Below are 20931 nucleotides of genomic sequence, written 5' to 3'. Positions count from 1 at the left end.
CCCTTTACAACTTTAAGTATATATGATTTCATTTCACTTTGTGTTACCATTCACAAAGTTGAAACAGGGTTGTCATGAATTAGATGAAAAAGGTTCAATAATTGTCTATTGATCCCTTTTACGAAACAGCTCGGGAAGGAATCCGAATGGAGAATTGCGTTCCTTTCCCTTTTTTACTCGTCACTTTGATCGTTCCATTCATCATCTGCACAATTCGAAAACTCGTCAGCAAGCCTAATCCTGTCCCCTCCCTTTTTGAAGAATAAAACGGGGTACCTAGTTGGTTTACCTCCTGTTGCGTCATTCCTACCCCCTGATCAATGATACTAATAATTACAGTGCCTGCCTCTCGTCTTCCTAACACCTTAAGCGTACCGCCATCCGGCATGGCTTCGATTCCATTTTTAATAATATTTAAGAGGACTTGGCTAAACGTAGCAGGATTTCCTTCGATCATTAAGGACGAGGCAATCTCCAAGGTTATCTTTACATTACGCAAAGAAGCATAGGCGGAGGCAACACTCACCACGTGGCCAACTTCGGCCCCCGCGTCAAAGCACTTTACCTCATCGTTTTGAGGCTTTGCCAAGGTAAGGAAATTATGAATAATGTGCTCCGCTCGATCTAACTCCTCAATCATTAAATGGAAATATTTCTGCTCAGATTCATCTACCTTCTTTTCATTTAATAGCTGCATAAACCCCCTGACAACGGTTAGAGGGTTTCTCACCTCATGCGCTATAGATGCAGCTAAATGACTTAATGCATGCAACTTTTCTGTTCTCTGAATTTCTACTCTCATCTGCTCGTTCTCGCTCAAGCTTTCTATTAAATACATAGCGATCCACATGGCCAAAGCATGAAGGGTGCAAAAACCAACATAAAATAAAATATTTTCCTTTGTAACAGGAATACCCTTCGATCCAAAGAATGAAATCAAGGTACAAATCAGGGCCCATAATAACGCTAGTCCACTTCCGACAAGGTATTTTGTTTTTCTCTTAAGTTGCCTAAATGAAGCTACTAAAATCAAGGCAAAAACAATTACAGGAGGGAAGGAATAGAGTGTTAGAATGTAACCAGGTCCTCCTAAGTAATACCGATAGCTCACCATAATGAAGCTAAGCAATAAGCCGCTTGCATACCCTCCATATAAGATGCCGATTAATAACGGGATCACACGCAAGTCATACTTAAACCCACCTAAAACATTAATAGGGAAGGCCATGCATAGGAGCATCGCTGCAGCGGGTAATGCAACAGCAAGCACTTTTCTGTATTTATACTGTGAACCTATTGAAAAATAAACTAATATAGCTAATACGATAATCAATATATTTAATAAAAGCTGCTCAGTACCGGTCAAGCTTCCCCACTCCATCTCCATACACAAATCTCTTTAATCTAACTATAAATTATAATACTGCTAAAATAAATGCTACATTCTGCTTATGTTGCAATGAAGATAAAGTAATCCAGGAGAGTTCAACTATCTTCTCGGTTACACCCTTTTTACACCTTTGTTGAACCAATGGACGTAACCACATTGATGGCAAGTTAAGATGTTGGCTGACCGGTTTGCAAAATCAAGGTTAAAGAAGCTCAATAAAGCTGTATTCAACTGCGCCTGCCCATGTTCAAACTTATCATATTGGCAATGAACACAAGTGATAGAAATTCCATTGGCTTGATAGGAACCCGCTCCCCCTGCTTCTTTCAGATTCTTGGCAAATAGCCTTAAAAACCTTTTCGCACTACCAGACATACCTAATTCCTCCCTTATCTTTCTTTTCTATGTAATACGATTCCATCTTTAGGAAGTTTCATGTTTGCTTGTCCCGGGGGCACGCAGTTCCCAATCCGTGGTATCCACCCCTGCCAGTTCGGAATATTCTATAGCATCAAGCTCTTTGAGGGAGGACAAATGTCAAAATATCAAGTCGTATGGAGAGGACCTGTTTTCGACGCCACTGGATACGGTAAAGCGAGCAGAGAGTATGTATTAGCATTACATGAGCATGGGGTGGATGTTAAAATTGAAACATGGTCTTGGGGCTATCCAATGTCTGAAAAGAACAAGCTCAAGGGAACAAAATGGCATGAAATGTTGGAAAAGCCTTATGCGAGTCATAAACAAAAGATGCTCATTTACCATTCTCCTCCTTGGAAAATTGATATCGCAGAGGAAAGAAAAAAGTTTGCTCATATCATTCTTAATACGGTATGGGAGACAACGAAGTTACCTGATGCATGGGTTCCCATGATCAATCATTTTGATGCCGTGTTTGTCCCCTCCCGGCATAATGTTGAAGCCATGACTCATAGCGGTGTCACAATCCCTATCGCCCTTGTCCCCCATGGAGCCGATACCCTAAGCTTTCAGCCGCAAAATAAGAAATTCAAATTAGAACAAATCCCAGAAGGAACGTTCAACTTTGTATCTGTATTCGAATTTCACCATCGGAAAAATCCTGAAGCCTTGCTAAAGGCCTATTGGGAGGAATTTACTCTCAAGGACAATGTTGCATTGGTTATCAAGACCTCTTGGGGAAAGAAGAACCGGAAAGCTCTGATTCAGAGAATAGATAAGTATAAGAGAAAACTAGAGTTTGGAAGAGAGACAGCCCCCATGTTCTTAATCTCAAGAGTTCTTCGGGATGAAGAGATAAGCGGTCTCTATAGGCTCGGAAATGTTTTTGTCCTCCCGACAAGAGGAGAAGGCGTAGGGCTTCCCTTTATGGAGGCTCTATCTAATGGTACACCCGTGATCGCTACTCGATGGGGCGGACAAATGGACTTTCTGACGGATCGAAACTCTTTTTTGGTGGATTATGACTTGTGCAGCCCAAAAGCCAGCTTGCATAAAAAAGACATCATATCTCCATACTGGCACGAGCTTTTTGACGGAGAGGGACAATTATGGGCAGAGGCCGATATCAAGGATCTTAGAAAGCAGATGAGAAAGGCATATAATAATCCGTCTCTCTGTAAACGCAAAGGCAAACAAGGAAGGAAGGATATGCTTGAATGGAGCTGGCATAAAGCGGGGATCACATTAAAACAGGCAGTGGAAAGGGTTATAAATGACCATCTTATCTAGCCCTTTTCAGATAAAAGAGGTTATCGTTGAGTGTCATTCCCATTTTGATTAATTTCTGAACCATAAGCTTGCTTTTTTTGCTGCTTCTTAAAACGATGATGCCGTTTACGATTTGGTGTTGAAATAAGCGGTACGACTTATGAGTTTCACTTTCATCAATTGGTTCAGAGCCTCTCTGCAAATCGATTCCGCCATCTAAAGAAATCTGATGCATGAATATAGCTCTGTCTCTTCGTGAACCCAAAACTAAAAATTTTGGTCTCAACCCTTTCCTTTGATACATCCTTTTGATGTGCATAACAGCTATTCTTAATATTCTTCTATGGCTCTCTTTTAAATTTCGATGGTAGGTGGAGTAAGGGTCTTTTCGATATTGGTATAGAATCTTAGGGACAATACCCATGGGTCCTAGCTCACTCATTCGCAAGAGAAGATCATAGTCTTCCCCAATCTGATACTTGGTATCATATCCTCCTGCTCGCAACACGACGCTTTTTTTCATAATGGCCGTTCCGCAGCAAAATGACCATCTAAAAAACCTTCTGTCATAAATTTGTGTTTGGTTTAGGACCAATGATTTCTTTCTTTTCTTTTTTAAGATTTTATTACCTACCTTATCGGGAGCAGCTCGAATATTTTCAATCAGGGTCCCCGCTGCAACTATCTCAGGTTGAGCTTGAATATAATTCATTTGTTCTTTAATTCTATTTGGATAACTTATATCATCATCGTCCTGGAGAACGATCCATTCTCCTTGTGCTCTAGCAATGGCAAAATTTCGCGCGTAAGAGACACCGTGGTTTTTTTCAAGATGATACACTTTTACCCTCGGATCTGTTAATTTATCTAATATCTCCTTTGTCCGATCCTTTGAGCCATCATTGACGATAATGAATTCAAAGTGATTGTAGGTTTGTCTTAATATACTATGAATGGATTCCTCTAGATAGGTTTCTCCGTTAAAGGTAGCCATCACCACAGAAACTTTTACTTTCATCTGTATTTTTTACCCCCTCTCGAATAGCCTATTCATTTCTTTTCTAATATTTTGAACAATAGAATCCCAAGAATAGTTTTGATTAATGTATTTTTGTCCACTTGCTGCCACTTTCTTTAACTGCTTGAAATCTCGAGTAAAATCATTGATTATGTCTGCGAAATCATCCTTTTCAGCTCTAATATAATGCTTCCGATTAACAAGATCCAATCCTCTCGCACCATACTGTGTAGAGAACAAAGGAAGTCCCGCTGATAAAAATTCAAGAGTTTTCAGGTTTACCCCTGCACCAGAAACAATAGGATTAATGGCGATATCTGCATTCCAAAAGTGCTTTATTTTTTCCATGTTATCGATGCGACCCAGTAATTTTAGATTCGATTTCCTAATACTTCGAAATGGTTCGCAACAGCCCCCCGCAATGATGAATTCAATATCAGGACACCGATCTAAAAGATGGCTGATGATGAAATCCACCGCTTCGATATTAGGTAGATAATTGGCTCCAATGAAAATGGCCTTTATCTTTTCAGAACCTTGCTTTTTATCCCTTTTCTTGATCCATTCTTCTGGATTGATGCCATTTGGTGCTAACTTTACTTTCTGAGGGTCCAAGTGATATAGATCTATTAAACTCTTCCTTTCCTTTTGACAGGTAGCAAATACTAAATGAGACTTTTCTGCCAGTTCTTTCTCTAATTTAAATAGATGCGGAAGATATCTTCGTGTCTTTTTACCCTTCCAAATCTGTTTAGCCAACAAATAGTCATGATTATGACTATTGTATATTCTTGGCTTTTCATCAGATCCCAAATAGGCATCAAATGCAAAAACGTAAGGGGATTCATAGATGATCAGATCGCTTTCTTTATACAATGTATCATAGTAGCTTTTAAAGGTAGTGTTGTATTGCCAAAGGCTGAGCTGTCTAATCAATGCGAATTCATAACCGTATTTTTCAAGGCCTATTCTTTTTACAATATGTCTTGGAATAGGATCTTTTCGAACCCTATATTCCCTGAATGTGGAGGAAAAATGGATTTTCTCTTCTCGTCTGCCTGATGATTGGGATAAAAGAGTGATGTCAAAATACTGACTAAGCTTGTTGTAGATATGGAAATATCTAAGTTGCCCGCCGGTTACAGGTGGATAAGATGTCGGAAATTGATTAAGCACCAAGATCTTACGCAAAACATCACGCCTCCTTAACCATTCGTTTTATGATCTGGACTTGGCCGTAAGCTTTGAAAGACTTCTAATGTTTTCCGCCTTCTATTGAATGATTTTTCCTACGCCGCCAAACTTATCCCTTGATAGATCCAATAAATTAATTCCATAATTATTTATATGTGAAGATTGCATTAAAGGAAGCTAGGAGTAACACTATTTTGCTGTTTTTAATAAACTTATAGAGTTAGAAGATACTTGTTTCCTGTCCTTATGCTTTAATCACTTCAGCTACTCTCTGAATCTGAGTCTTTTTATCTAGTCTTGCTTGAATAGCTTGATTGACGGTCACTGCCATAAAACGGATCGACCCGTTGGGTCTAAGGCGGGTAATCAGATCATGGTCAGGGCTGATGACCGTCCCGATGGTCATAAAGCCCCCTCCCGTGGTTGCGTAGTTTAAGAAGACAATCACTTCCTCATCGTTAGGCAATACAATCCCCCCTAGAGGATAGGCTGTATCTACCACATTGGAAAACCCGCTCCCTGTACCAAAAGGGGTTTTGTCATTACGAAACTTAATAGAAGGACCCTTGCATCTGTAGGACACTCGCGCTTATCCATCCAAACCATAGTGAAACCAAAGGTAAAAACTCTTGGCCCCCTAAGCAAGAGGTTCAAGAGTTTTTGTTAAATTTAATGAGCGGCATTCCAATATTTCAATGTTCTTTTGTATAAGGTTTCCCGATATTGCTTGGTGGAATTAGGCAATATTTCCCCCGTCTGATCATCCAAGATGACCCCATAGCGACGGATCAAATCCAATCGGTCAATCATTCCCTGATTATAGAGATCCTGGACTTCCTCAATGCTTGCCGTTAGCCAATCTTTTCTATTCAGTTTGATGTATTCTCTTTCAACTTGCGTGGCCTCGTGATCAATTTCATACAGGTCTATTTCCTTATCAATTTCACGAATCACGACACCATAATCTTTTTTGGCTCTATCGATGGACACGTATCCATCGATCACATCTTCGAGTACTTCATTTACCTCTCTCTTCAACGGATCTCCTAAACCGCCTCCGCCTGCAGAGGGACGAACAAAAGAATCACCCTGCTGGACTTGTACATTAGAGAAAATGGATCCTAAAAACCGCTCGTTCTCTTTACCGCGATTCAGCCAAGCCCCGTGTGGATAAGACGGAAGCCCCCCAAATATTCCCCAAGTAACAGATCGGGATCGATCACAACAATAAGACATGACCGTCCGATCAATTTTAGTGAGCAATCCTCCTTTTTCAACACCGCATCCTCCCCGATACTGACCGGGCCCACCGGAATCCGTAATTATCGAATGATGGGTCGTTATAACTGGTGATAGTCTTTCTTGTCCTTCGCAAGGCTGAATGCTTAATCCCACACCAAATACGGGGGATAAGGCATTGGCCCCATCTCTCTCATTGCGGCCTCCATGGCCGCCGGCCATCCAGTCATACCACATAAAGTAATTGTCATAACTGTCGCGCTTATCCCACCCTCCAATTAATAAGTATTCCAGGTTAAAAGAGCAGGCAAGGGCTCGTTCCGGCATGATTTGGGACCATAATTCGAAAATCGCGTTCATGATCTTCTCATAAGCCCCAGAGCAGAATCCGGTAACCGCTACCGGCCATGGGGCATTGACGACCGAGTTCTCTGGCAAATGGACATCAAGAACACGATAAAACCCTGAGTTTAAAGGGATTTCTGGGAAAAAGGTTTTGGTTCCTGCTACAACCGCTGAGAATGACGCTCCAAATCCCGCATTCAAAAAACAACCAATATACTGATGTGAGCCGCTTAAGTCATAGCGAATCTTATCATCGGTAATTTCCATTTTCACCCTAATTGGAATTAGAGCATCTCCCAATTGCGGGTCCATATCAATATAGTCTACAGTCTCCCATGTTCCATTAGGTAGCCCAGTTATTTTCGATGTCGCTAACCTCTCCACATAATCCTGCACCTCATCAAAAGCGGTAAGGACGGTTTCCTTGCCGTATTTTCGGATTAATTCCAAAAGCTGCTTTTCTCCGACTCTTGTTGCCTCCGCCTGAGCACGCAAATCTCCTAGTCTCTCTTCCGGAAGACGCATATTGGCGACCAATAGATTGGCTACGTCGGCCAAATAGACCCCTTTACTGATCAATCGGACTGGCGGGATTCGAGTTCCTTCCCCGTAATGCTCAAGGGCTTTTACATCAAAGGAACCCGGAACCGATCCGCCTACATCCGCCCAATGTCCGGTGGACTGCATGAAGGAGATCAGTTCACCTTCAAAAAATACAGGACGAATGATTCCTATATCACAGAAATGAGTGCCTCCACGGTAAGGGTCATTAATCAGGAACACATCACCAGGATGAATATCATCACCAAAATCCTCAATGATGGCCTTGGCTTTCAAATGCAACGTTCCGACATGTACGGATATATCTTGCGTACCTTGCATGACCGTATTCCCTTTGGCATCACAAAGGGCGGAGCTAAAATCACGGTTATAAATAACAAAAGAATAACAAGTCCTTAGAATCTGTTCAGAAATTTGATCTACTAAGTTTACAAATGCATTCTTCAACACTTCAAACGTAACCGGGTCAAGCTTACTTTGAAATCCTTTTGTCTTTCCATCTAGTAACCTGCTCATTCTACAACTCCTCCTTCTTTTCATATGTCATAATCATGTTCTTATATTCATCAACCTTTACGTGAAAACCAGGAGGGATGACTGTGGTAGAATCCATCTGCTCTGCAATAGCAGGACCGGTAAATTCCGACAGAGTTGGAATGCTATCTCTAGCATATATAGGAGTCTTCACCATTCCTCCGGCTTCCTCAAAATAAACATCGCGATATTCCACTAATGCCTCTTCTAATGTCCCTACAGGTTCGTATTTAGGTAAGGCCGGCTTGGGAACCGTACCAACAGCAGCGACCCGAAGACCATGAATTTCCACAACTTGACTACGGTCAGAATAAGCAAATTCTCTCTGATGTTCTTGGTGGAATCGATCTAGTGCTTCTTCCAAGGAATGAACAGGGCGACTTAAAGGCACTTCGAGGGAACGCCATTGTCCCATATAGCGCATGTCCAAGTAGCGAATCAGATTCATATCCTGATCCTCTATTCCTTCTGCTTGTAATAGTTTAATAGCTTCCTTTTCCAGAGCCATAAACTCCTTTTCAAGCTCATCACTCGTCACATCCGCCGCTCTGACATGATACGTCTTGGATAGATCATGCCGCACATCGACCAATAAACATCCCATAGCGGAAGTGATTCCCGGGAACGGAGGAACAATGACGGTCGGAATCTCCATTTCTTTGGCTAAGTGGGCTCCATGAAGGGCTCCTGCGCCTCCGAATACGACCAAGGCAAAATCCCTAGGATCATATCCTCGACGAACCGATATCAGGCGAAGAGCGTCACACATATTGGCATTCGCCACCTTCACAATCGAATTGGCAGCCTCATAGTCGGAAAGATTAAAGTAATTTCCTATCTTTTCTTGAATGACTTGAGCGGAAGCTTCCTTGTTCAAGGTCATTTTTCCGCTTAACAGCTTCGTATTGAGTCTACCTAGCAATACGTTGGCATCCGTATTCGTCGGTTCGACCCCACCTTTCATATAGCAAGCCGGGCCCGGATCCGCTCCCGCACTTTGCGGACCATTTCTTAATGAACCCCCATTGTCTATCCAGGCTAAGCTTCCTCCACCTGCGCCAATGGTCAAGATTTCGATGCTCGGAAAACCAATAGGATAGCCATATTCGATATACCATTCCTTAGTGATTCGTAAATCCCCATTGTACATCAGGGAAATATCTGTACTCGTTCCCCCCATGTCAAGCCCAATAGCATTGTTGAATCCACACAACTTGGCAATGTAAGATCCTGCAATAGCACCCGCGGCGATTCCGGAGCTCGCTATTCTCGCCCCGTATTTCGAAACCGTCTCAGATGTCATCACTCCCCCGCCGGAATGCAGAAGGAGAACATCTCCCTTATACCCTTTTTCTCTCATTTCCAGCGTGAGGTTTTGAATGTAATGGGTTAAAAGGGGACCAAGCACCGCGTTCACAATTGTTGTACTCATTCGTTCATGCTCAAAAATTTCCGGAAGCGTTTCACTTGAAGTACAAATATACACATCTGGAAGTTCTTCCTGCAGAATTTGCTTCATCCTCAGTTCGTTGATGCCATTGTTATAGGCATTGATAAAACATATAGCTACGGATTCAACTCCTCTTTTTTTCAATATACGTGCTAGGTCCCTTGCTTCTAATTCATTTAAAGGAGTGATCAATTCCCCTTGGTAATCAACCCTTTCTTCCACTTCAAATCGATTCCGTCTTTTTATGTAAGGTGGAGCTACATCCTCATATGCATCCCAGAGTTCCAATTTAGTTCCACGGCGAATTTCTGGCACATCTCGGAAACCTTTCGTTGTGATAAGAACGGTGTTGGGTAAATTACGAGTAATCAAGGCATTTAACCCAACCGTCGTCCCGTGTGAAAATAAATGAATATCTTCCGCCGACACATTAGATTGTGTAATCCCAGTCATGATTCCTTCCGCTGGATTGTGAGGGGTGGAAGATACCTTCGTTACCGATATTTCTTTCGTTTCTTCATTAAAGATAAAAACGTCCGTAAATGTTCCACCTACGTCTACCGCCAATTGATATTTACTCATGTTATTCCTCCTTAGAATGATGGGGTCCTAAATGCCTCCACAAAGCTAATTTTCTCTCTAATTTAAATAAAGCAAATTGTATGCCAATTCATGGGTAGGACAACACCGCGATGAATTTCTAAAAACCACCCCAAACTGTATCAAATCTGAAATCACAGGTTTCAAAATTGAAACCTGTGTGGTCAGCTGCAGGAAGCTAGACAACAACAGGCTTCAGGCAAGCTTCATCTCATTAAATATTCAGTATAGATCCAAATTTCAGATTATATTAGTTTCATTATTGAAATCATTCTAATGATCCTCTTTGCGTAGATGATCTACTCCATCATCTCCTTATCATTGCCTTAGTGCATCTTGAAATCTTTCAAAAATGAAAACCATTATTGCAGAATTGAAGGATGATCTGCAGAATACTGATTTATTCTCCCACCAACTGAAAGATAAACCCTTGTTCCTAGTGTTGAAGTCTGACTTTTTAGAATTGGCACTATACTTGCATTAGATATTTGTGATTGGCTATTTTTAAACAAAGGAGGGAAGTTCTTTTTTAGAAAAACCGAGGGTTAGGTTTACTAAAAAATGAAAAGGAGTTGATCCAATTGGCAGAAATTATGGTTCCCAAAGAATCACCTCATGATTCTCGAAATGAAGTAAAAGAAGATTATGCATTAGAAAAGGTCCCCTCCCATTACCGTACGATGGGCTGGTGGAGCATTACAAACGTAGCACTAGGTGTAGCTACAGCCATGGTGTTTATGCAAATGGGAAGTCTTATGGCGATCTCTTTTGGTGCCGTGAATGCTTTATTAGCTGAAATTTATGCTACCGTCATGGCTGGACTGCTAGGGTTGGTCATCGCCTTTTACTCAGCTAAAACTGGACTCAACACGAACCTGATGGCTCGCGGTGGAGGCTTCGGCTATATTGGTGCTTCGATCACTTCCTTTATCTACGCCATCAATTTTATTATGTATTGCGCAATAGAAGGCGCGATTATGGCTAGTGCCGTTCACGAATACTTGCAGGTCGTCCCGATGTGGGCTTTAATGGTGTTTTTTGGATTAGTCGTTATTCCTTTCAACTGGTTCGGCATGAAGCAATTGGATAAATTACAGAAATGGTCTCTTCCTATATTTATCATCCTGTTAGGAGCAGGGATTGTCGCTGCTGCCAATATGGAATCTGTTCACCAAGGCTCCATCTGGAGTTTCCTTCCGGAAGGGATGCAAGTGGGTGGAACCGCTTTATTAACCTGCTTTGGAATCATGAATGGGCTTATTGGAATCATGGCGCTGCTGATTTCTGATTATGCGCGGTTCATTCGCAAAGATGAATTTAAAATTGGTGTGTTCATGGTAGGATTTATCCCCCAATTGGTTTGTTTCTTTATCATGGGGTTGATTGGAATCTGGTTTGGCGTGAGAATGGGAGAGGAAAATCCAGGCGTGTACTTTGTTCACATCATTGGTATTGGCGGAGCCTTATTTACGATTTTGACCCAACTGCGCATTAACATTACAAATCTTTACAGTGGTTCTCTTTCCTTATCTAATTTTTTCGAGAATGTATTTAAGTTCAAGCCTGGAAGAACCTTCTGGGTGGCGTTTACAGCTATCGCGGCCATCGCTGCCATGTTAGCCGGAGCATTGGATCATCTAGGTCCACTATTAAGCTTCCAAGGCGTCTTCTTATTCGCTTGGGCTGCCATCCTTGTTGCAGATGCCCTTGTCGTTAAACGGACGATGAAGATCGGTCCTTTGTATTTCGAACATAGGGTAGAAAATCTGTACGCATGGAACCCTGTCGGCGTCATCTCCCTGCTCCTATCGAGTGTTATTGGGTCGCTCGCCGTGTTCGGTTACATGGGTGCAACCCTTCAGAATATTGCAGCTCTGTTTGCGGCGGTGATCGCCTTTATTCTCACAATCGTCCTAGCCGTTGCAACAAAAGGCAAGTATTATGTAAAGAAAATAGATGACACTATCCCTCCTGATGAACGAGTAGCCTAATACGGCTAAGGGCTTCCTGGTCAGGATAAACCAGGAAGCCCTATCTTTCTATAAACCACCCTACTTGCAAATAAATATACCTAACTTGCAAAAAAACAAGGATATCGTATTTAAGGAAATGCCCTTAACCGAATGCGATAATAGGTCTGAACGATGATCGACAAGGCAAACAATACGGCGGAAATAGCAAAAAACACATAATAAAAAGCCTGATATTTTAAGTAATCGTATACCTTGTATTCCCATTCCACGTACCATGTATCTTTTCCCACTATACCTTGTCGAATCAAACCACTTTCCCCGATGCCTTCTTGCCCATGAACAAATACTTTTTCGCTTAGTTTGCTGCCGTTTTGTTCACTATTTTTAATAACCGCAAAATAACTAATGTTATCGAACCACCGAGCGTTACGCTCCATCATTTCCTGCATGGCTAACGCGTCTTCCTTTGTAAATTTCCCTTTACTATCATAAGATTCTACAAGGTTCGTCATGAGAGCTAAGGTTTCCGAGTATTTGCTATCCTTCATATGAAGACTAATGAAAACCACTAGACCTAAGACTAAAAAAGCAATCGCGGATAACCATAACCCTTTAATAAATTTCTTTTGGGATTGGAACATGGCTAAAACCCCTCTTGTCATTTGTTTTTCATCTCCAAAACGCTCTATGGCAATTGAAATCGCCTCTTCTTCGGTTCTACCTTCTGCCTTCAGCTCAGCCACAGCTTCTAACAAGTGGCTTCTCATTTCTTCTTTTAACTCTTTCGCTTCCTCCCCGCTAATGGGGGCATAAATCGAATTTACGAATTTATCGATTTGCTTCATTAGATTTTTCCTCCTAAAAACGAATCCATGATTTTTTTTATAAACTCCCATTCTCTTCGCTTTTGTTCGAAGCTTTCCTCACCAATTGAAGTTAATTTGTAATATTTCCTTCTTCCTCCTGGTCCTTGATCGTCACCCCAATAAGATTCAATCCAGTTGTTTTTCTCTAATCGCTTAAGGGATAGATAAAGCGTTCCTTCTTTTAGCTCGAATTGATCTTCGCTTTTTTCTCGTACATACTTAGCTAATTCATACCCATACATGTCCCTGCGACGTAATAGAGAAAGGATTAACGTATCGATATGACCCTTTAAAACTTCTTTATTGATATCCAATATCTGATCACCACCTTATCAAGTACCTTATAATACAAGGTATTGTTGAGCTAACATCAGTTTAAAACAAAGTACCCTATAATGCAAGGTATTGTTTTTGTTCAAAAAAAGAGGCTAACCCTACCAGGCGGTTTTACCAACCTATAAGGATTGCCTCTCCGTTTAGCGTATCGGCTCATGCAGTGATCGGAACTCGTCCTCGAGAATAGCCATCGTAATCATATCATGATATTTCCCATCTAAGTACAAGGCATCTCGCTGTAACCCTTCTTTTGTAAAACCTATTTTCTCGTAAACATGGATTGCTCGTGGATTGAAAGTATACACGCCTAAATGGATACGATGCAACTTCAATGTGTTAAAACCGTAACGGAGCATTTCAATCATCGCTACCGTACCGTAGCCTTTACCGCGATGCTCAGCACCTTGAATTCCAATGCGAATATTTGCGCTCCGGTTGATTGAATCGATTTCGTTTAGCACGACCTCGCCCAATAGTTCGTTCGTTTCTTTCAATATAATCATAAAATCAGTTCGACCACAATGCACGATACTAATCTTACTTATCCAAGCGGCAATTTCATCGCGGGTGAATACTCTTTGCGAACCCGTTAAAATATTCATCTCAGGATCTTGTATAAAAGTAAAGTATTCATCCAGATCCGATTCCCTCGCATATCTCAAATATATATCACTACCCTCGATTTGAATCTCTGTCATGTGACCCTCCATACAATTAATAGTCCCTATTATATCATAATGAACCAAAGGAACTGTTAATTAAAAGACTAGGTTCTACCATGGATGGTCAAATAAGAATGAGAATTTATGTTAGAATAAAAATATATGAACAGAAAATTAGTTAAACAGGAGGATATTGTGAAAAAAATTTTATTTCTCATTCTTTGTTTTCTTCTAGTTCCTACTCTATCCTTTGCAGAAGGTGGTGAAGGCATTCAATTTGCAGATTCCAATCTCGAGCAAGCAGTTCGGGAAGCCATTCAGAAACCAAGTGGAATCATCACCCCTAATGATGTCGCAGGGTTGCAATCTCTTGACGCTAGTAATAAGAAAATTAAAAGTTTAGATGGAATACAATCACTAAGGCAATTGTTGAGCCTTAATTTAAATGGCAACGAAATTTCAGATGTCTCACCATTACTCGAACTTGACCGCTTGCAGGCATTATTTCTGGCTGACAATAAGGTGCGAGATTTATCTTTTATCAATACCATGTCTTTAAAGCGCGTTGATCTAACTGGAAATGGGATTGTCACGATTCCCGAGCTCAATAGCCCAACCCTTACAAGTCTTATTATACAGAACAACAAAATAACTAGTTTAGACTTTGTATCAGGTCTTCCAGAACTAACAGAATTAAATGTTTCAGATAATCAAATAAGGGACTTAACTCCCTTAAAAAAACTTACTAATCTGCGCCTATTTTTGGCAGGGTTTAATCAAATACAAGATTTGACACCCATTCAGGATTTACCAATCCGTTCTTTTTCACTACATCATAATCAAATTACCAGCATTGAACCCATACGTCATATGAAGCACCTGCATGAGTTTGAAGAAATTAAATTACATGATTTAAGTTTTAACCCGATTCGAGATATTAGCCCTTTAGAAACGCAGACGCAAATAGAAAAGATAAACTTATCCGGTCTACCGATTACAGATTTATCTCCTTTAAGTAAGTTAGTCAATCTGCGCAAACTCGAATTAGATCGTACAGGTACAATCACAGACATTTCTCCTTTAGTTCACTTGCAAAAATTGGAATACTTAAACCTAGGAAATAATCTCATTAAAAATATGAATCTATTAAACGAACTTCCTCAACTAAAGGAGTTAATCATTTGGGATGAACATTACGGTCGACCTTTTAATATCCATATGTTTGAGCAATTTAGAAATAAATTAGAAGAGATTCAGCGTGGAATTATTCGTGATGACATGTCAGAATTGGAAAAAGAATTTGCTATCTTTCAATACATAGTAAAAAACACTTCCTATTCCCTACACCATAGAACGGCGTATGATGCTTTAATGAACGGTGTTGCCAATTGTGATGGGTATGCTACGTCCGTTCAAATCCTTTTAGATCTACAGGGCATCGAAAACGAAATAGCTGCGGGGATAGCGGCAAACGGAATTGCTCATGGCTGGAATTTAGTGAAAATTGATGGCCAATATTACCACTTAGACGCAACTTATAGTGATCGAAATATTAACTTCGAGACCAGCTTTTCTTACTTCAATGTAACGGACAAACAAATTCAACAAGACCGAGAGTATTTTAAAACTCGTTATCATGAGGATGCGACAAGCGAGCGTTTCAAGGATCTGCACTCGATTACAGTCGGTGTCATGAAAGGAGAATGGATTTACATTGACCTGGGTGATGAGAAGATAAAATATGATGGGACACAGAAACAAAGTGTTCAAGGAGAGATGCCTATTGATATTCTTCTAAACGGCTATCCTCAACATTACGATCAAACACCGGTCATGATGAACAACCGAACCTTGGTACCTCTTCGAGGCTTATTCGAAGCTTTGGGTGCAGTAGTAGAATGGGATCCAACGACAAATACGGCGAAAGCAACTAAAGACTCAGATGTCATTTCCATAACCATTGGTAGTCGACAAGCTAGCCACAATGGCAAAGACGTCATATTGGATCAAGAAGCGAAAATGATAAATGGCCGAACTATGGTCCCATTAAGATTTGTAAGTGAGAGCTTACGTGCAACTGTAAACTGGAATGGTGAAAGTAAGACCATTAGCATAGACACGAAATAAAATATATAAAAAATGATAAGAAGGGTTTCTTCCAAAACAATGGGAAGAGACCCTTCTTGAGTTGCAAACATCTCATAAACCCATCAATACATCTTCCATCTCTTCTACCGTTAAAGGCTTATTAAAATAATAGCCTTGCGCTTCTGGGCATCTCTGCTTCACAAGGAATAATAGCTGTTCTTGCGTTTCAACCCCTTCGGCAATTACATTCAAATCCAGACTAAAGGCCATCGCCATAATGGCTTTTACGATGGCGGCGTCATCGCGGTCAGTGTGGATGTCTCTGACAAAGGATTGATCGATTTTCAGCGTATCAATGGGAAATTTCTTAAGATAATTCAAGGAGGAATAGCCTGTCCCGAAGTCATCTATTGAAATTTTTAGTCCGAGTGCTTTTAACTCTTGAAGCGTTTGGATGGTTAAATGCACATTGTTCATACTAATATTTTCTGTTATTTCTAGCTCTAAATATTGTGGCTCTAATCCCGTAACTTTCAAAATACCGCAAATCGTATCGACTAAGTCTGGTTCTTTGAATTGTCTTCCGGATAGATTCACGGATACTTTCAGAGGAGGGTAGCCCTTGTCTTGCCAAGCCTTGGTCTGAGCACAAGCGGTCTGTATGATCCATTTTCCAATTGAAACAATCAACCCGGTTTCCTCAGCTAGCGGAATGAATTTGGTGGGAGAAATTACGCCCAGCTGTGGATGCTGCCAACGGATCAAGGCCTCCACACCGATGATTTTTTGGGAATTGATATGAATCAACGGTTGATAGTGAAGCACAAATTCTTTTTTCTCCAATGCTTTTCTAAGCTCATTTTCTAATGTAAGTCGTTCTAAAACCTGTTGATCGAGTTTCGATGAATAAAATTGGTAGTTGTTTTTACCGAGATCTTTAGCATGATACATTGCTGTGTCCGCATTCTTCAAGAGATTTTCTACATTATCGCCATCTTCAGGGAACATGCCAATTCCAATGCTTGGGGTCACAAGAATCTCATGACCATTAAGAACCATGGGCTGAGAGATCATGTCAATGATTCTTCCAGCTACAGTCGCTGCACCAGTCGAACTTGTATTCGCGAGAAGAATGGTAAATTCATCTCCTCCTTGACGAGATACGGTATCCCCTTCTCGAATACAGGTGAGCAATCGTTTAGAGACCTCCTGTAGCAATTGATCTCCAGCGGTGTGTCCAAGGGAATCATTGATGATCTTGAAGCGATCTAGGTCAAGGAACAGAACGGCGATCGGTTTTTTCGTTCTTTTGGCTTGGTTTATGGCTTGCGTCAACCGATCATAGAACAGAGTCCGATTCGGCAAATCGGTTAAGGAATCAAAGTAGGCCATCTTCTTAATCATTAGTTCCGCTTGCTTACGCTTGGTAATATCGGCAAAAAGAGCAACTCCACCACGTATATCCCCTTGTTTATCATATAAGAGCGTAATGGACAGGCTTAAATCAATAGTCGATCCATCTTTCCTCGCTCTCCTGATTTCTACATCGGTCAAAGCATTTCCTTGCAGCAAAAGCCCCAATAGATTGCTAAATTCATCCGCATTCGTATCTTCAGAAAACAGCGGGTTCGGTTTATTTAGCACTTCTTCTTCCCGCCAACCCAGCAACTTCTCGGCAGCCGGATTCCACATGTTCACATGACCATCATGATCAAAAGACACAATTGCTAAAGGAGACGATTTAATAAGAGCTTGGAGAGTTTCGGTCGTTTCCCACAGTTCCTTCTCGCCGACTTCCAATATATAACTACCATTATCTTTTATCATCCTACAATCCCTTTTGGAGCCTCAATCTTCCTTTTTACCTTTAGAACTTCTTCAATCTCCCTCAAAGGTAAAGGCTTGGAAAAATAGTATCCTTGCATCACATCACAGTCATGTTTACGAAGAAAGGCAAACTGTTCCTCGGTTTCAATCCCCTCCGCAATCACTTGCAAATCTAGTATTTGAGCAAGTTGAAGAATTGCGATGACGATTTCTCTTTCACTAGGACTAGATTCGATTTCCCGAATAAAAGACTGATCAATTTTCAAGATATCAACAGGAAACTTCTTCAAATAGCCAAGGGATGAATACCCTTTTCCAAAATCATCAATCATAATTTTAATCCCCATGTTCTTCAATTGTTGAAGGGTCGCCAGGATTTCATCCGTATTTTCCATCATATCCGTTTCTGTTAACTCTAGTTTTAGGTATTGGGGCTCTAAACCCGTTTCGTTAAGAACATCAGATACAAGTTGAACTAAATTGCTCTGTTTGAATTGCTTAGTAGATAGAATGACCGATACGGATATTGGAGGATATCCTGCATCTTGCCATGCCTTGTTCTGCACGCAAGCGGTATAGAGCACCCAAATCCCCAATGGTATAATATGTCCGATTTCTTCAGATAAAGGGATAAAATCCGCAGGAGGAACTAGTCCTAAGTCCGGGTGGTTCCATCGCACTAGCGCTTCTACACCCGTAATCTCCAAAGTCTTGCTGTCATATTGAGGCTGGTAATAAAGAACGAATTCATTGCGATCCAATGCTTTATGTAATCCGTTCTCTAATACGAGTCGTTCAAACATCCTTGCATTCATTTCAGATGCATAGAACTGGTAGCAATTTCCTCCCCGCTCTTTCGCTTTATACATCGCAGAGTGGGCATTTTTCAGTAATTCTTCTCTCGTATTTCCGTCAAACGGATACAAACTGATCCCTATGCTAGCCGTCAAACGAAATTCAAATTCCTCAAAGTTCAAAGTCTCCGATAATTTATCCAGAACTCTTCCAGCTACTCTACCGGCATCTTCTACTCGGCCGACGTCCGAGAGTATAATGGCAAACTCATCTCCCCCAAACCGCGAGATGGTATCATTCTCGCGTAAGCAGAACTTGAGCTTATGAGCCACTTGCCGCAAGATTGCATCCCCTTTATCATGACCGAGAGGATCATTGAGATGTTTAAAGCGGTCTAGATCAAGAAAGAGAACCGTCACAATGGACTGGTTTCGTTTAGCATTGGAGAGGCTTACACTTAAACGGTCATTAAACAGCATTCGATTAGGTAAACAAGTGATATGATCCTGGTAAGATAAATAATGAATCATCTCCTCTGCTTGTTTTCGCTCAATAATATCATTCACGATCGCGAGTACTAAGCTTTGATTTTCCTTTTCAATTAAATACAACTGAATTTCCACAGGATAAACCGTAGAATCCTTCCGAAGCAGGGATGTTTCTAGTGAAACAACGGTTTGCTTGCCAGAAGTCAACGGATCAATAATTCTTTGAAACTCTTTTTCTGTCAGTCTCGTCATGACTTCCACAGGGCTCATATCAAGAAGTTCATCTAGGGTATAACCCAAATTCTTTGATGCAACCGTATTCACTTCAACAAATTTTAGTGTACTAGTATCAAAAAAATAGATTTCACGAGTATCGTACATGATATTTAAAAAGTGATCATATAGAACTTTCGTGGTTTTCCGTTTGTCTATCACTCTATCTCTAGGATCCATTTGTTGTTATTCTCCATTTTCAAAAATTATAGATACCCTAACGCGATAGGAAACTATTACTCCATACCTACCGTTACTTGGATAACTAAAAAACCACTTCAAAAATGAAAGTGGTTTCCCCATATCATGGTTTTATATCCCATATATGAATCGCCAATTTCGGTAACCCAGCCACCATAGGGGGTCCCTTAGGTCTGAGGCTTTGCGTCCCCATCTTTCGATGGGTTTGCCATTATCGCTCTGGTTAAATTCGTTACTTTAGTCCTTTATATAGTCTTTTAGAACTAAATTATGATATTCTTATTATGACAATTTTAGTCAATAATTTCAATAATTTATCAAAAACTTTGCCTTAGAAGGCTACAGATGTTTCTTTGATTGTTTTTAGCAATTCACAAAACTTGCCTGGCTCTTCAAAACAAGCCAGATGACCCGATTCTTCGAATATGACGAGTTCCTTTTTAGGGGCTTTTAGTATTTCAAAATATTGTGAAGTGCTTTCCAGAGGAACCAGCCTATCATGCTTACCCGCTATAAAGTAAATCGGGACATGTACTTCTATAATTTTTTCCCTTAGATTCATACTTGACCACTCTTCCCACAAAGTATCAATGGAGAAGGTGAATCCTTTCATAAAATTTATTTTTTCTTTAAAAGTTAACTCAGAACAAAAGATGCTCGCAAACTGAATGAGGTGTGTACTTTTTTTATAACTAACCCCTTTATACTTCGTAATTAGTCCTCTTTGCCTAACTAAATCTTTCGTATTTTGGTAAGAACCGTTAATGGGCCTTCCCATTGTTGTTAAATCTTCTATCGCTTTTTTGTCTCCCCGTTCTTTTGCTATTTGTAATGTTGTTTCATAGCATGCTAATTCCTCTTCTGCACGGTAGACTACTTGATTAATTCCAATATAAGCCTGAACAAACTCAGGATATCTATGTAAAAGCAACATCCCCAATACACTACCAAAGGACTGTCCTGTTAAGAACACTTGTTTCTGTTGGAAACGATGTAACGCATAAGAGATGACTTCCTTTGCGTCTTCTACAAGTTGGTTCATATTCATCGTCTCTTGAGGAATATTGGGATGATAGGACTTCCCTGCCCCTCGTTGATCCCAATTGATAACGACAAAGTCCTTCTCTAAATCGCTAAGATACTTTCTGAAATTACCTGTTTGAGATCCCCCTGGACCCCCATGTAGATGAAACAGTATAGGACTAGTTCGATCTTGACCTCTCATCACCACCCACTGTTCCGTACCGTTAATATTTAACTTCTTCATCTCAGCTATCCCTTTTTCAGTCTTAATCTCGGTTGTGAATCCTCCGATTAATGATCTCATCGAATCCTCCTCTAATCCTCTTATTGGAAAAACTACAATAATCAAATCCTATCCATATATATCGTTTTATTCCAG

16 protein-coding genes and 1 riboswitch are annotated in these 20931 nt (G+C 40.6%); of the genes, 3 read left to right on the top strand and 13 right to left on the bottom strand.

The annotated features are described in order from the left end of the window. Positions 1-118: 118 nt before the first annotated feature. Entirely contained in the window at positions 119-1387 is a 1269-nt protein-coding gene (locus EIZ39_RS13385) for an ATP-binding protein (protein ID WP_129200485.1), read from the bottom strand. Positions 1388-1501: 114 nt separating this feature from the next. After that, positions 1502-1765 carry a zinc ribbon domain-containing protein gene (locus EIZ39_RS13380; protein ID WP_129200484.1) on the bottom strand — a complete coding sequence of 88 codons (264 nt, stop codon included), beginning with the start codon at positions 1763-1765 and terminating at the stop codon, positions 1502-1504. 159 nt (positions 1766-1924) lie between these two features. On the opposite strand from EIZ39_RS13380, the gene EIZ39_RS13375 reads away from it, so the two are divergent. Continuing rightward, a complete protein-coding gene (locus EIZ39_RS13375) occupies positions 1925-3100 on the top strand; it encodes a glycosyltransferase (RefSeq protein WP_129200483.1) in 1176 nt (391 codons plus the stop codon). On the opposite strand, the gene EIZ39_RS13370 is transcribed toward EIZ39_RS13375, so the two are convergent. The 5 genes from EIZ39_RS13370 to EIZ39_RS13350 all read right to left on the bottom strand — a co-directional run bounded on the left by EIZ39_RS13370 (position 3093) and on the right by EIZ39_RS13350 (position 10002). Beyond that, positions 3093-4097 carry a glycosyltransferase family 2 protein gene (locus tag EIZ39_RS13370; RefSeq protein ID WP_129200482.1) on the bottom strand — a complete coding sequence of 335 codons (1005 nt, stop codon included), beginning with the start codon at positions 4095-4097 and terminating at the stop codon, positions 3093-3095. The genes EIZ39_RS13375 and EIZ39_RS13370 overlap by 8 nt on opposite strands. Before the next feature lie 9 nt (positions 4098-4106). Further along, positions 4107-5288 carry a glycosyltransferase family 4 protein gene (locus EIZ39_RS13365; RefSeq protein WP_129200481.1) on the bottom strand — a complete coding sequence of 394 codons (1182 nt, stop codon included), beginning with the start codon at positions 5286-5288 and terminating at the stop codon, positions 4107-4109. 247 nt (positions 5289-5535) lie between these two features. Beyond that, the gene (locus EIZ39_RS13360; protein ID WP_129200480.1) at positions 5536-5874 is read right to left on the bottom strand and encodes a 5-oxoprolinase subunit C family protein; all 339 of its coding nucleotides are present in this window, start codon (positions 5872-5874) and stop codon (positions 5536-5538) included. Positions 5875-5960: 86 nt separating this feature from the next. Next, a complete protein-coding gene (locus EIZ39_RS13355; RefSeq protein WP_129200479.1) occupies positions 5961-7952 on the bottom strand; it encodes a hydantoinase B/oxoprolinase family protein in 1992 nt (663 codons plus the stop codon). Between the two features lies 1 nt (position 7953). Then, positions 7954-10002, bottom strand: a complete 2049-nt coding sequence (locus EIZ39_RS13350; RefSeq protein ID WP_129200478.1) for a hydantoinase/oxoprolinase family protein — start codon at positions 10000-10002, stop codon at positions 7954-7956. 599 nt (positions 10003-10601) lie between these two features. On the opposite strand from EIZ39_RS13350, the gene EIZ39_RS13345 reads away from it, so the two are divergent. Then, positions 10602-12011 (top strand): purine-cytosine permease family protein, encoded by a 1410-nt coding sequence (locus EIZ39_RS13345; protein ID WP_483296036.1) that lies wholly within the window; start codon positions 10602-10604, stop codon positions 12009-12011. A gap of 110 nt (positions 12012-12121) precedes the next feature. Here the strand turns inward: EIZ39_RS13345 and EIZ39_RS13340 are convergent, their stop codons facing one another. The 3 genes from EIZ39_RS13340 to EIZ39_RS13330 form a co-directional block, all read right to left on the bottom strand. Beyond that, positions 12122-12838, bottom strand: a complete 717-nt coding sequence (locus EIZ39_RS13340) for a permease prefix domain 1-containing protein (protein WP_129200477.1) — start codon at positions 12836-12838, stop codon at positions 12122-12124. Beyond that, positions 12838-13173 carry a PadR family transcriptional regulator gene (locus tag EIZ39_RS13335; RefSeq protein WP_129200476.1) on the bottom strand — a complete coding sequence of 112 codons (336 nt, stop codon included), beginning with the start codon at positions 13171-13173 and terminating at the stop codon, positions 12838-12840. Before EIZ39_RS13335 ends, EIZ39_RS13340 begins: the two co-directional genes overlap by 1 nt. A 162-nt stretch (positions 13174-13335) precedes the next feature. Beyond that, positions 13336-13893 (bottom strand): GNAT family N-acetyltransferase, encoded by a 558-nt coding sequence (locus EIZ39_RS13330; RefSeq protein ID WP_240675801.1) that lies wholly within the window; start codon positions 13891-13893, stop codon positions 13336-13338. Between the two features lie 159 nt (positions 13894-14052). On the opposite strand from EIZ39_RS13330, the gene EIZ39_RS13325 reads away from it, so the two are divergent. Then, entirely contained in the window at positions 14053-15984 is a 1932-nt protein-coding gene (locus EIZ39_RS13325) for a leucine-rich repeat domain-containing protein (RefSeq protein ID WP_164985083.1), read from the top strand. Positions 15985-16056: 72 nt separating this feature from the next. Here the strand turns inward: EIZ39_RS13325 and EIZ39_RS13320 are convergent, their stop codons facing one another. From EIZ39_RS13320 to EIZ39_RS13310, 3 genes are all read right to left on the bottom strand, one after another. Next, positions 16057-17772 carry a sensor domain-containing protein gene (locus EIZ39_RS13320; protein ID WP_129200473.1) on the bottom strand — a complete coding sequence of 572 codons (1716 nt, stop codon included), beginning with the start codon at positions 17770-17772 and terminating at the stop codon, positions 16057-16059. Continuing rightward, a complete protein-coding gene (locus EIZ39_RS13315) occupies positions 17769-19508 on the bottom strand; it encodes a sensor domain-containing protein (protein WP_129200472.1) in 1740 nt (579 codons plus the stop codon). The genes EIZ39_RS13320 and EIZ39_RS13315 overlap by 4 nt, the downstream gene beginning before the upstream one ends. 158 nt (positions 19509-19666) lie before the next feature. Further along, a riboswitch (cyclic di-GMP riboswitch) is annotated at positions 19667-19749 on the bottom strand. Positions 19750-19860: 111 nt separating this feature from the next. Further along, positions 19861-20856, bottom strand: coding sequence for an alpha/beta fold hydrolase (locus tag EIZ39_RS13310; protein WP_129200471.1), 996 nt, complete (start codon positions 20854-20856; stop codon positions 19861-19863). Positions 20857-20931 lie beyond the last annotated feature (75 nt).

This window comes from Ammoniphilus sp. CFH 90114, from assembly GCF_004123195.1.
In the GTDB taxonomy this organism is placed as follows: Bacteria; Bacillota; Bacilli; order Aneurinibacillales; family RAOX-1; genus YIM-78166.
Note: the sequence above shows the minus strand (reverse complement) of the source record. Positions and strands in the feature narration are given on the sequence as shown.

Excerpts from the sequence above, each read along its gene's own strand:
- EIZ39_RS13370 (WP_129200482.1), bottom strand. The coding sequence starts at position 4,097 with ATGAAAGTAAAAGTTTCTGTGGTGATGGCTACCTTTAACGGAGAAACC.
- EIZ39_RS13385 (WP_129200485.1), bottom strand. The coding sequence starts at position 1,387 with ATGGAGATGGAGTGGGGAAGCTTGACCGGTACTGAGCAGCTTTTATTA.
- EIZ39_RS13315 (WP_129200472.1), bottom strand. The coding sequence starts at position 19,508 with ATGGATCCTAGAGATAGAGTGATAGACAAACGGAAAACCACGAAAGTT.
- EIZ39_RS13380 (WP_129200484.1), bottom strand. The coding sequence starts at position 1,765 with ATGTCTGGTAGTGCGAAAAGGTTTTTAAGGCTATTTGCCAAGAATCTG.
- EIZ39_RS13310 (WP_129200471.1), bottom strand. The coding sequence starts at position 20,856 with ATGAGATCATTAATCGGAGGATTCACAACCGAGATTAAGACTGAAAAA.
- EIZ39_RS13375 (WP_129200483.1), top strand. The coding sequence starts at position 1,925 with ATGTCAAAATATCAAGTCGTATGGAGAGGACCTGTTTTCGACGCCACT.
- EIZ39_RS13340 (WP_129200477.1), bottom strand. The coding sequence starts at position 12,838 with ATGAAGCAAATCGATAAATTCGTAAATTCGATTTATGCCCCCATTAGC.
- EIZ39_RS13320 (WP_129200473.1), bottom strand. The coding sequence starts at position 17,772 with ATGATAAAAGATAATGGTAGTTATATATTGGAAGTCGGCGAGAAGGAA.
- EIZ39_RS13355 (WP_129200479.1), bottom strand. The coding sequence starts at position 7,952 with ATGAGCAGGTTACTAGATGGAAAGACAAAAGGATTTCAAAGTAAGCTT.
- EIZ39_RS13350 (WP_129200478.1), bottom strand. The coding sequence starts at position 10,002 with ATGAGTAAATATCAATTGGCGGTAGACGTAGGTGGAACATTTACGGAC.
- EIZ39_RS13330 (WP_240675801.1), bottom strand. The coding sequence starts at position 13,893 with ATGACAGAGATTCAAATCGAGGGTAGTGATATATATTTGAGATATGCG.